Genomic DNA, 13,127 nt, shown 5'->3' on the forward strand with positions numbered 1-13,127 from the left:
ACTCCGGAACCGGATTCCATCATCGGAACCAACGAGGCTGATTTTATCCAAGGATTAGGTAGTAACGACCAAATCTTTGGTTTGGATGGTAATGATATTCTCCACGGCAACCAAGGTGATGATTTCATTGATGCTGGTGCCGGGGATGACTTGGTGCATGGTGGACAAGGAAATGATTATATTGTTGCTAATTCAGGTAATAATGAAATCTATGGGGATTTAGGGGAAGATACCCTAGTTGGAGGACCCGGAAATGATTTCTTGAATGGGAATCAAGGCAATGATGTCCTATTTGCTGTAGCCGGAAACAATACCCTCCACGGTGGACAAGGAGATGATACCCTAGTCGGGGGCACTGGGACCGATGTGCTATTTGGCGATTTAGGGAATGATTTAGTCTATGCCGGGTCCGGGAATAATTTCCTCTATGGAAATCAAGGGAATGATACCCTCATTGGTGGCGATGGAGATGATGTTCTCTATGGCGGTAAAGATGATGATTTGTTGATAGGAGGGGCTGGAAATGATTGGCTATCTGGGGATTTAGGAAATGATATCCTCATCGGTGGTGCTGGAAATGACCGCTTTGTGATTCGACCAAGTGCCGGAGTTGATGTCATCGTTGACTTCACCGATGGCGAGGATTTAATTGGGTTAGCTGAAGGGTTAACCTATAATAACCTCACTCTGACTCAAGGGGATAATGGGGCGGTGATTTCTGTTGGAAATGAGGTTCTAGCTATCCTGAATGGGGTGAATATTGCAGTCCTTGACCAGCAGGATTTCTTTGAAGTGGTTTAGGTTGCTTCTGGGTCGTAGGGAGTTCCTCTCCTGACCCCTAAACCATGACATAGATGATAGAAACTCGGGTTTTTTAAGAACTCGGGTTTCTGTCATCCAGGCGCGGCCCAAAAAAGATACGCCTCACGTATTGCCGTTCTTGACTGAATGCCTTATTCTAGTCCTAATACGGAATCGGGTTCCCAAAGGTCTATAAAAACCCACACCCCTGCATGGTGGGGTTCCCCGGTCGAACGGACGCTTCCGATGTCTATGAGGCTACGCCAAATGCAGGGTCAGAAAGAAAATCGACTTTTGACAACCGGATTGAGTATATAGCGTGTCTAAATCATTTTGACAAATTGCAGATTTTGTGATAAAAATTCCCCCAAAAATGGGGGACCGATTTACCACCGAGGGGATTTTTCTAGCAATTTTTGGGCCGCAACCCGATCCAACCCTCGGGAGAAAAAATACCCCTGTCCATAATCGCAATGCAAGGACCAAAGTTGGACTAGATGTTGCTCTTTTTCCACCCCTTCAGCGGTGACATACATCCCGAGATTATGGGCCAGGGTGGCGATCGCTCGGACAATTTCCGAACTTTCATTATCCCCCTCCATTCCCATCACAAACGATTTATCAATTTTCAAAGTATTAATCGGAAATTGCGCTAGATGAGACAGAGAAGAATATCCGGTGCCAAAATCATCAATGCACAAATGAATATTCCGCGCCCTCAATTGTTCGAGTAACTCTGCTGCTAATGCCGCATTTTCCATTAACACACTTTCAGTAATTTCCAACTTCAAACTACTCGGATCCAGATGGGTTTCTTCTAAAATGCGATCGATGCGGGCCAGTAAATCCGGTTGTCCCAACTGCTGTCCAGACAAATTAACACTAATACTCAACGGTTCCGGTGTCTTAAATTGCTCATGCCACTGTTGCATTTGCAGGCAAGCTTCCCGCAACACCCATTCCCCCAAGGGTAAAATCAACCCCGTTTCTTCCGCCACTGGGATAAATTCCCCAGGAAACACTAACCCGCGTTCCGGATGTTGCCAGCGCACTAAGGCTTCAAATCCTGAGATTAACCCTGTATCTAACGCCACAATCGGTTGATAATGGAGCAGGAATTCCGCCGGTTCTAAATTGGGCTGACTGTCTGTTTTTTCTCCTAAGCTCTGAGGATCGGGCTTCACAAAATGAGGCGTGGATTCGCGGATTTTTTGGGGTAGAAATTGGGGCTGAGGTCTAGGAGCTTGGAGAGGCAAATCACCATTTTTAAGAATAGAGCGCCGCAAATCATTTTCTAAGTTTAACTGAGCGACGGCATTTTCTAACATTTGACTGTCAAATACCTCATATCGCGCTTTGCCTCGGGCTTTGGCGCGATACATGGCAATATCCGCATCCCGGAGTAAATCTTCAGGACGATCATAGCCCTGTTTGCTCGGGGCGATGCCAATACTCGCCGAGGTAAAGACTTCATAACCTTTCAGATTAAAGGGGGAAATCAGTTCAGTTTGGATCAGTTCAGCCAGGGTCCTTGCTGTTTCAATATCGGGGATATGTTCGACTAAAATGGTAAATTCATCCCCCCCAAACCGAGCTAAAATATCACCTGCACCGACACAGTTTTGCAGGCGTTTGGCTAAAGCAACGAGCAGGCAATCCCCAATAAAATGCCCTAAACTGTCATTTACTACTTTAAATCGGTCTAAATCCAGAAAAATCACTGCAAACTGATAATCGGGTTGAACTTTGGCCCGAGTTAAGGCAGAAGTGAGGCGGTTGAGGAAAAAGGCCCGGTTCGGCAACCCGGTGAGACTATCGTGCAGGGCTTCATGGCGTAATGTATCTTGGGCATTCTGGCGATCGGTGATGTCCATAACATGAATATGCACAATATTCAGGGAGAGAATCGGGTGATACAACCAATAAAACAGCCGGTCCTGGACGAAGCGTTCCACCTGCCACCCAGATTTTCCCTGCTTGAGGGCGGTGATGACCAACTCCCGATGATTCCTGGGTAAAAAGCCGGTTACCAGTCCCAGGCGTAATTCTTCTAAAACTCGTTCGGTGGCGGGATTGACATAGACTATTTCTCCTTGAAAATCGCAGGCGAGGACGGGATTGGGGTTGTATTTGGGAAAGGCAGCGAGGCGGATATTGGCTTCTTCCGTGGCTTTGCGATCGCTGATGTCGGTTTGGGAACCAGCCATGCGATAGGGTTTTCCCTGATGATCTCGCACCGCCAGACCCCGAGACAGCATCCAGCGATACTGTCCCTGAAAATCTAACATCCGATGTTCACTTTTGAAGTGGGGGGTAACTCCAGCCAGATGATCGGCGATCGCCTGTTTCAGGGGGTCGATATCATCGGGATGAACTCGGCTAAACCACTCCTCTGGACGGTAAACTGAGTTATGCTCAGAAATCTTCTCCCCATTTTCCACCTGATACCCCAGCAGGGATTTCCAACGCGGGGAAAAATACACCCGGTTGGTGAGCAAATTCCAATCCCACAGTCCATCATTCGCCCCAGCTACGGCTAAAGCATACCGTTCTTCACTCTCACACAAGGCGCGTTCCCGTTTCTGGCGGTCGATCGCCGCAGCTAAAACATTGGCGATCGCCTGCAAAAAGTGCAAATCCTCTACATCAAACTGATGGCGTTGCGTACTATAAGCTGCTAAAACGCCATAAGGTCCCGTTTGTCCATGTACCAGCACTGTAATCCCACTGAGAATACCGCGTTCCAACAAAAAGGGGGAGGGAGTGAAACGGGTTTCCTCCTGGAAATTCAAAGACAAAATCGGTTCATTCACCAATAGGGTATAACCCACTTGGGATTCTGTATTTACCCCCATTGTGACCGAAGCGATCTCATCTTGACAACATCCCACACTGGCTTTTAACGCCAATTCCTGGCGATCGTTTAACAATTCCCACAAGCAACAACAATCGCTATCGAGGGTATGGAGCACTTCTTCGGCGGCTTCTTGAATCAGACTCATCACCTCCATCCCCGCCAGCGCCCATTGTCCTAACCCGGCAATCACCGCACTTTCCCGAGCGTGTGCGGCTAAGAGTCGTTCCGTGCGTTTGCGTTCTTGCAGTTCCCCTTCCAAAGAAGCCATATTCGCTTGCAACTGCTGTTCTAATTGATCCGCATGAATCAGAATCGGACCCGTGAGGGGATATATCAAGAGGGCGATTACTCCCGTGCCTAAGAGTAATAAAACCACCGTAATTCCAACTAAAAGCTGCATCTGCCGAATGCCTGCTTCAACATGAGTGGAGGAAAGTTGTACCAGCACCACCCAGTTGCTACTCTTAATCGGTGCGATCGCCACCGCTTCCGAACCGGGAAGACTGTTGTTAAGGAATTTTACCCTGCGCTGGTGCGTCATATTCTGGTTCCGGAATACCGACAGATGAGTATCCGACCCCAGGGGCATCAACCTGGCTTCCTTCGTATAAGCTAGGAATGGCAGCAGGAGATCGATCCGCCCATGATTAACTCGTGCTAAGGCAATTTCTAGGGATTGACCTGTCGCGACAAATTCCTGTAAAACTCTTTCAATTTCCGAGACGGTGAATAAAAATAAATCTCTCCCCTGGGGTTCTGGGGATGGCGGGTTAACCCGGGCTACAGTGACGAGCAAATAAGACGAGTTGCCCTCTTGCACCGGCTGGAAGGAGATTTTTTCAGGGGGATCCCCCACGGATTCCGACTCCCAGGCCCGGGGAATCTCCTTCCCTAACTGGACCATCACCTCACCTTGGCGATCCAGCCGAGTGATCCCGGCTATTTTGGGGGCTTGTTGGAGGATATCTATCAACAGAGGAGAACTCAACTGCAACCCCAGGGTTAAATCAACCCCAAGGGATTGACTGGATGTTTCAAGGGTGTTATTGAGGGAAAGCTCTTCAGCGATCGCCGTCACCTGCCAAAAATACTGCTCTAGGGCTTGACTTTTCGTTTCGGCTGCTAAAAGTACCTGTTGTTGGCGGTCCTGGTCGAGATGATGAGAAAGGAAGCCGATACCGATGATGGAAATAATTGCACCAATGGAGAGCATCCCCAATGCCGTATAAACCACCAGCGATCGCCGTAACCGTCCCGATAGGTTGCCATTTGCCACTGTTAATGCCCACCGTTGGAAAAGCAAGTGAATCTAAAGCCTCTTTCTCACGATAACGCTATCCATCCTTTTTAGTAAACCATTTTTCCCCGGGTTTGTCTGCACAGTTTGAGATTTTCCACAACACAATTTAGGAGAGTCCGACCTAATGGACCAAAGTCCATACTCCAAGAGTCCCCAACTTCTCCCGGTGAAACCGCCAATGCTAATCAAACCCCCTAGAGTCATCATAGAAGGTACTCTCAAAGACTGCACCGCCAAAACAAGTCCACCCTACTGGATCGTTACCCCGATTAGGAGTAATTATCGCTACCATTTGCCCAGTTAATCAAGGCGATCGGTCTTTTCCCTCATTCTTGCTCCTTTTCTCACTTTTAGTAAAACCTGAACGAAAATCTCGCCTCAATTTTGGGAAGCAGGAGGGATCGCGGATAAAGGGCCTAGGAACGATTGATGAATCACTCCTCTAGCCTGGAGTTCTGGCAGTTTAGATTTAACTCTAAGCGTAACAGCATTTGTGGCAATATAAAACCTATCCCTGCCCTAACCCCCTTAAACAGGGAGGCGAGGATTTGCAGGAATCCCCGGCGTTCGCCCTATGTCCGTGACAAATTTTAGTCATCCTGACTCAAGCCAGAGAAGGGACTGATATCCAGTCTAATTCCCTAAACAGTCCTCCCCAATCCCACGGAATCAAGCCTTCCGTCAATTAGTCCACCCAGGAGCGGCTGGGTTCGATAGTTCCACCCTTCTCAGGGACCAGGGTTTTTGTAGCAAAAATTATTAGACTCCGCGCCACAAGTATCATACAATAAAATTTATGTCAACATCCTATGGAGGGAAGCATCCAAGGTCTACGCTCTCAAATACCGTTCACAGATAGGGGAAAACTCACCGATGCCAGACTACTATCAACTTGAAAAACGCCTATGGGACGCGGCGGATCAATTGCGTGCCAATTCCAAACTCAAACCGTCGGAATATTCCCTGCCGGTCCTAGGGTTAATTTTCCTGCGCTATGCTGACTATAAGTTTACCCAAGCTTTACAGCGCTATCGCACAAGCGATCGCCCCGTCGCGGAACGGGAACGAGTGTTATCTATTCCCCTCCAGGCGAGGTTTGAATCCCTGCTGAATCGACCGGAATCCGCCAATCTTGGGGAAGAACTCAATAGTGCAATGCGGGCGATCGAAGCGGAAAACCCCGCACTGAAAAACGTCCTCCCCAAAACTTACCACCGTCTGAGTAACGAGATCCTCCGGCAACTGCTGACGGACTTTCATACCATCGCTTTGGATATCGAAGGGGATGCGTTTGGGCGAATTTATGAATACTTCCTCAGCAATTTTGCCATGAGCGAAGGACAAAAAGGGGGTGAATTTTTTACCCCAACCTCTTTAGTCAAACTAATTGTTGAAATTATCGAACCCTATCAGGGGCGCATTTTTGACCCAGCTTGCGGCAGTGGAGGAATGTTTGTCCAAAGTGCCTCCTTTGTGGAAAAACGACAGAAAAATCCTAGCACTGAAATCGGAATTTATGGACAAGAGAAAATTGCAGACAATGTTCGATTGTGCTTGATGAATCTTGCTATTCACGGACTCAACGGAGATATTCGCCAGAGTAATACTTATTATGAAGATATCCATGATTGTGTGGGTAAATTCGATTTTGTCATGGCCAATCCTCCTTTTAATGTAGACAAAGTAGATAAAGAAAAGATAAAAAATGACCCCCGATTTCCGTTGGGATTACCTCGGGTTGATAATGCCAACTATCTGTGGATTCAATTATTTTATAGTGCCTTAAATGCCAAGGGACGTGCGGGTTTTGTGATGGCAAATTCCGCCAGCGATGCTCGCGGCCTGGAGTTAGAAATTCGCAAAAAGCTGATTCACGAGGGGGTTTTAGAGGCGATCGTTGCTGTCGGTTCTCACTTTTTCTATAGTGTAGGCTTACCCTGTACACTCTGGTTCTTCGATCGCGACAAAGTGAATAACCCTCGCAAAGATAAAGTGCTGTTTATCGACGCCCGTCAATTCTATCAGCACGTTTACCGTTCCCACCGCCAATTTAGTGACGAACAAATTCAATTTTTAGGGAATATTGTCCGAATGTATCGCGGACAATCGGTTGAACCTGTGGCAACTTTACCGGAACATACTCGTTACAATCCGGCGGTCCCTGCTTATGGAACTTTACCGAATTGGGAGGAAACATTTCCGGACAATATCTATCGAGATGTTCCCGGGTTGTGCCGGATTGCCGTGATTTCGGAAATTGCAGAACAGGCTTATAGTTTGAATCCGGGCCGGTATGTCGGGATCGCCCCCCAACCCGAAGACGATTTTGATTTTCATGAAAAATTACAAGAACTCCATGCCGAATTCGAGATGCTCACGGTGGAGTCCAGAGAACTAGAAGGGCGAATTTCTAAAACTATTGATGGCCTATTAAAGGTCACAGAAAATGAATGAACAATCCAATAATCTCCCGACTTCCTCATTCCTATCCTTTTTTCCAGGACTGCGGACTACTTAATTCTAGAGTCTGGTACTATACTTTTCAGTTAAAACCGTGAAACAAGGAAACAATTGGACGAAAAAACAGATTGGTGAAGTCTGTCTGGTTGGCGATGGCACTCATGCCAAAATCAAAAGACAAGACAGTGGCATCCTTTATTTAACCGCCAAAAATATTAAACCGGGACGGTTAAAACTTTCTAAAGTTGACTGGATTTCAGAAGCGGATTTTGAACGCTATTTTTGTAAAAGTACACAATCGATTCGCAAGCCAGAAGCCGGGGATATTTTATTTGGGATCATTGGCAGTATCGGAGAACCCTATTTAGTTAAACCCGAGGACTTATTTGGGATTTCTAGCAGTCTTGCTATTTTAAGACCCAATCAGACCCTGATCTGGTCGCCCTATCTTTATTACTGGGTGAAAGGCCCGATTTTTCAAAATTCGTTACAGGCCAGGAAGGCTGGAGTCGTTCAGTGTTATATCAGTTTGAATGCACTCAAAGGAATGCCAGTCGCCTATCCAGATTTGGGTAAACAACAAAAAATAGCAGCCATTCTGACGGATTATGATGATTTAATTTCTAACAACGAACGGCGGATTAAGCTACTCGAACAGATGGCGCAAAGTCTCTATCACGAGTGGTTCACGAAATGGCAGATTCCTAATTTAGAATGGCGGAAGGCAACGCCAGAAGAACAACAAGTGACCGGCCAGGAATTGTTTCCCGTGGGATGGGCGATCGCACCGATTGGTGAGGCGATCGAAACCATGAGCGGCGATACCCCAGCCAAGAAAAAGCCCGAATATTGGGCCAATGGAACATTAGTGTGGTATAGAACCACCGACTTAACCACTGCGGGAACGATGTTTGTGTCCAGTTCTACTCACAAAATTACGGAGTTAGGGCAGCAACGCAGTAAAATTCGCACATTCCCCCCCTATTCGGTGATGATGACCTCTCGGGCAACCATTGGCGTGGTGGCAATTAATACCACCACGGCTTGTACTAACCAAGGGTTTATCACTTGTATTCCCAATGAGCGGTTATCTGCTTACTATATATATTTTTGGATTAAGGAAAACCGCGATCGCATTTTTAACCTCGCATCAGGATTAATGTACCGCGAAATCAATCTTAGCTGGTTTCGACAATTACCGATCGCCATTCCCGACTCCGCTACCCACCGTCAGTTTCTCGAAACCCTTGACCCCCTCTGTCGGCAAATCGAAATATTACAAGCCAAAACGACTAACCTCAAGTTAACTCGGGAGTTACTCTTGGGTAAATTACTCTCCGGTGAAATTGAGATCGAGTAGAGAACAGGTCAAGGAATATCATTAGTTTTCAGGGTGAAACAAAGGCCGAGCCACTTCAGGAAGATTCAATACGTTCCAAGAGAAATCTAGGGGAGAGATGAAGGACAATCTCTATTTTTCTTCAATCTAAAACTCTCCCCAACCCATAAATTAGTCAATTTTCTAGGTAGTTTCATAATTTTTTATGAATAAAATACCAGATTATGTTTGCCCGTTTTTATAAAAAAATATGAACTTTATTTTAAGCTATCCGGCATCTAAAATGGCAAATAATTTCACCCAAATTTTTACTACTGCGACCAGTAAAATTCTCTCGGGCAACTCCATTAAAGGCAGAGATTATCCGTTATTCTGCTTAATTTCCTGGGGGAAAACAATGAGAAACTCCGACCCTTCACCAATTTGAGACACGACTTCAATTTCTCCTTTCAGAAGTTCAACAAGTTGGGAGACGATGGTCAAACCTAAGCCCGTACTGCCCTCAGCTTGTTGAGAAACCCGCTGGGCCACTCGGGAAAATGGCTGAAAAATTCGCTCGATATTTTCTGGAGCAATTCCGATACCCGTATCCCTAATACCCAGTAACCATTTTTCATCAGGAAGGCTTTCACAGATAACGGTAATCGAGCCTGTTTCTGTGTAGCGGACTGCATTACTCAGCAGATTGATTAAAATTTGCTGGAAGCGAGACAAATCGGTAATGACCTGCTCCGGCGCGCGATCGTTGCTAACAATAATGGATAATTCTTTAGCTTGAGCTAGGGGTTCAATGGTCTCTATGGTCGTGGCAATTACCGAATTGAGGTCGATTTTTCTCAAATTTAATTGAGTTCTCCCCGCATCAACCTGAGACAGTTCTAAAGAATTATTAACCAGTTGTAGTAATTGTCGAGAAGCGCGCAGGACTCGCTCAATTCGCTCAATCGTGATGGAATCTTCTTCGGTTTTGGCTTGTTGCTGACGCAGGAGCAGTTGGGAATAAGCCATAATTGAATTTAAAGGCGTTTTGAGTTCATGGGCCAGTTGAGAAAAACTTTCTTGGCTCAGACTCAGTAACCGCGTTAATTCTTCATTGTTATTGGTAATTTGCTGCTGAAGATTTTCTAGTTTTCGGGTCCGTTCTTCTACAAATTGATGAAAGCAATAAGCACTCGCTTGGTCTATGACAGCATCAATAATCCTAAACGCCCGATACGATTCGATGTTAGATAATTTTAGCAGTTCATCTTTTAAAATATAAAAAATTACTTGGCGCAGAATCCGATATTCTCGGGCAATTTCAGCGGCATCATAGCCATGCTCAAACCGATTGACTCCATGTTCTAAACTAGCTTGAGCCACCATTTCAAAATCATCTTCCTCTGATTCAGTCAAAGCCGTTGTCATCGCCTCTAAAACTTGAGGAATTAAATTAGTTAGGGCGGGTTCAGATAATTTTTTTGAGTTTTCAATTTTAGTATCTAAACGGACTTTCATTTTCCATTGTTTGAGGATTTCGTCTATTTTACTGGCAAAAGCTTGGCTGATAGTTTCCATAAAAGCTGAGTTGATGGGTGTCATCATAGAGAGAGCAGTTCAGAGATGATAAAGGGGTGGATTGGCGTCAGCAAGGTTCAGGAAGCCAGAACAATTGAGCCCTGGGGTGGGATGGGCGATCGCCAGGATAGCGATTGCCGGAATAACCATTGTACTTTTTGGAGTGTTATTGAAGCGCTATAGACAGAATATGCCTGATTAGTTTACAGGATATTGACCACTATTGCATAGTTTTCACCCCGATCGCTCCAAACGGGTTCCTAGGGCTGCTCAACCGGCAGGCAACTCAAGCCCCACCCCTGAGAAATCGCCAGTTTAGGAATCAGCCTCCAGGTCCTCATTTTCAAGATCCGGGAATCATCAACCTCTACCAAGGGTCCTAACCACTCCCCATACAGCAGGCATCACCCCACGGGTTGTCAAAATCGCTCCGGTTGCATTGTAAAGGAATAAATCACTCAATCTTACCCCTCAATTCACCCGGGTTTCATGTTGATGGAACTGAGCCAACCGTAAGCTTGAAGTGAATTTTTTCTTCAACCTTCAATGATTTTTCCCACCCTAAGCAAGCCAGCTACTCACCCTCTTTAAAGAGGTTTGACCGAACTATCTCCTAGAAAGAATCCGCTCATTCTGTACAGAGGTTAGAATCTTAGGGGTTTGAGGCGATCAAGTTCTTCCTATCTCCCTCTTTTGTTTATGCAAAAATCTGCTAAACTAGATAAAAACAACGATGAACGGGGAGACCAACATGGTACAGAGTCAAACCTCGGAAATTCCTATCTTTCCCCCAGGCGATTTATGGAGTGAGGAGCCGCCATTGGAAAGTTATCGACACCTTAAACAACTGCTGCTGCTGCTTGCTTGTTTAGAGCGGTTTTGGAAAAATCGCAATGATTTTTTTGTAGCCGCCAACATGAGCGTCTATTACAGTACCCGCCAACGCAAATCGGAAGAAATGCGCGGACCGGATTTTTTCGTAGTTTTGGATACGGAACGCCGAGAGCGAAAAAGTTGGGTCATTTGGGAAGAAGAAGGAAAATATCCGAACTTTATTATCGAAGTCCTCTCTGATAGCACCGCCAACACGGATCGAGGCTTAAAAAAACAGCTTTACCAAGATATTTGGCGTACTCCTGATTATTTTTGGTTTGATCCCTATACTTTAGAGTTCCAGGGATTTCACTTGATGAATGGGGAATATCAGGCCATTCAAGCCAATGAGCAAGGATGGCTTTGGAGTGAACAATTGCAGCTTTATTTAGGTATTTTAGAGGAAAAGCTGCGGTTTTTTACCCAAGCAGGGGAACTGGTGCTGACGCCCGAGGAAGAAGCCGATACCGAACGTGCTCGTGCACAGGAGGCGATCGCCGAAGTTGATGCCGAACGTCAGCGTAGCGCTATCTTGCGGAAAAAGCTGCAAGAAATGGGCATCAATCCGGATGATATTACTTAAGATTTGTCAAAGTTAAAGGTTCCGAAATCCTCTGCATTCCGGAATCTTTAACCCAATTGAGTCACCCAATGATAAATCTCTAATTCAGATGTAAACTAATTTTAAATATCCTACGGATATGACAAACAATGGATTGAACTGCATAGAGTAATTTATCTAAAAATTTTCTATTTTTTAAAATAAAATTTGTTTTTATTGAAACAAGTAAAATGGAATCTGTAATGGGTGTTTTGGATTTGATAAACTGGTCTCTTTTACTGTTATTTTTGGGGATGGCTATGGTCGTCATTCCCTTGGGATTGAATGCTTACGTTTATGCCGTGACTTACCGCGATCGCTATCGGGAAATCGAACAGGTTCCCCCGCAACCGATCGCCATTGTTTTTGGTGCCGGGGTTTGGGATGATGGGAGTCCCACCCCGATGTTGGCCGATCGCGTTCAAGCTGCGATCGATTTGTATAAACTGGGTCGCGTTCAGAAAATTTTGATGACTGGGGACAACTTCCGTCCTGATTATGATGAAGTTCAAGCGATGTCATCTTATGCCGAAAAACAGGGGGTTCCCCTCACCGACATTCTCCTCGATCGCGCCGGATTGAGCACTTATGATAGTTGTTACCGCGCTCAAACCCTGTTTGGCATTGAACAGGCCGTTTTAATTACCCAACGGTATCATCTCCCTCGGGCCGTTTATACGGGTCATCAGATGGGAATTAAAGCAGTCGGTTTAGGAACCCCCGATTGGGGAATTTTTCGCACCGATTCGATGACTTACTATACGTTTCGGGAATTTATCGCCGTCGTCAAAGCACTATGGCAGGTGCAGATTACTCGACCTAAACCCCGGGTGATCGGTCCTTTTGAAGGAGGGAAATCAGGGGAATAAACGGGGGACTGTTGGAAAAAAGTCGGTCCAGCGGTTGCCCAAAATTTTCTGAACCCCCTAAAAAAAGACGCGATCGACAAATTGCGTTAATCGCGTCTTTACAAACTCTAATTTCTGGAGGAACTCAGTCTTTTAGGGAGACCGAACTGAAATTCCGAGGTTTCTGAAATACTCCTGCATCGATGCCCTGGATTTTTCTTGAGTAAATAAAAACTTACGGATTTTTATCATCCATTAGCCCCACCTGAGACCACAGTAGCTTTACCATCAGCGCTTTAGCAATGGCATTCAATTCTTCCACTGATTCTGACTCGTCTAAGCCTAAGTTTGATTCTGGCCCCCTGGGGGACGAGGATTCATCGTCTTGATTATCAACTTTGGGTGAATCTTCTGGGTTCATGCTGCCTTTACCTTCGATGAGCAATTCGGATATCTGTTCTTAGTATAAATCCCTTTGTTTCTCTAAAAGG

8 protein-coding genes are annotated in these 13,127 nt (G+C 45.8%); 5 read left to right on the top strand and 3 right to left on the bottom strand.

Translation table 11 applies throughout. The annotated features are described in order from the left end of the window. A partial coding sequence (locus NG833_RS11950) for a calcium-binding protein (protein WP_305884991.1) occupies positions 1-801 on the top strand: 801 nt, incomplete at its 5' end. A 386-nt stretch (positions 802-1,187) separates the two neighbouring features. Here the strand turns inward: NG833_RS11950 and NG833_RS11955 are convergent. Continuing rightward, on the bottom strand, positions 1,188-4,934 hold the full coding sequence (locus NG833_RS11955; protein WP_254565514.1) for an EAL domain-containing protein: 3,747 nt from the start codon (positions 4,932-4,934) through the stop codon (positions 1,188-1,190). Positions 4,935-5,831: 897 nt separating this feature from the next. Here NG833_RS11955 and NG833_RS11960 point away from each other — a divergent pair. Next, positions 5,832-7,412 (top strand): class I SAM-dependent DNA methyltransferase, encoded by a 1,581-nt coding sequence (locus tag NG833_RS11960; protein ID WP_254565515.1) that lies wholly within the window; start codon positions 5,832-5,834, stop codon positions 7,410-7,412. Positions 7,413-7,512: 100 nt separating this feature from the next. After that, positions 7,513-8,778 carry a restriction endonuclease subunit S gene (locus tag NG833_RS11965; protein WP_254565516.1) on the top strand — a complete coding sequence of 422 codons (1,266 nt, stop codon included), beginning with the start codon at positions 7,513-7,515 and terminating at the stop codon, positions 8,776-8,778. 339 nt (positions 8,779-9,117) lie between these two features. Here NG833_RS11965 and NG833_RS11970 read toward each other — a convergent pair whose 3' ends face one another. Further along, complete coding sequence (locus NG833_RS11970) at positions 9,118-10,341, bottom strand: HAMP domain-containing sensor histidine kinase (RefSeq protein WP_254565517.1); 1,224 nt, start codon at positions 10,339-10,341, stop codon at positions 9,118-9,120. A gap of 706 nt (positions 10,342-11,047) precedes the next feature. On the opposite strand from NG833_RS11970, the gene NG833_RS11975 reads away from it, so the two are divergent. Together NG833_RS11975 and NG833_RS11980 are read left to right on the top strand one after the other, a co-directional pair. Beyond that, entirely contained in the window at positions 11,048-11,770 is a 723-nt protein-coding gene (locus tag NG833_RS11975) for a Uma2 family endonuclease (RefSeq protein ID WP_254565518.1), read from the top strand. 209 nt (positions 11,771-11,979) lie between these two features. Next, entirely contained in the window at positions 11,980-12,657 is a 678-nt protein-coding gene (locus NG833_RS11980) for a vancomycin high temperature exclusion protein (RefSeq protein ID WP_254565519.1), read from the top strand. 214 nt (positions 12,658-12,871) lie between these two features. On the opposite strand, the gene NG833_RS11985 is transcribed toward NG833_RS11980, so the two are convergent. After that, positions 12,872-13,057 (bottom strand): hypothetical protein, encoded by a 186-nt coding sequence (locus NG833_RS11985; protein WP_254565520.1) that lies wholly within the window; start codon positions 13,055-13,057, stop codon positions 12,872-12,874. Positions 13,058-13,127: the final 70 nt, after the last annotated feature.

The organism is Oscillatoria sp. HE19RPO (assembly GCF_024220515.1).
Lineage (GTDB): Bacteria > Cyanobacteriota > Cyanobacteriia > Cyanobacteriales > Laspinemataceae > Laspinema.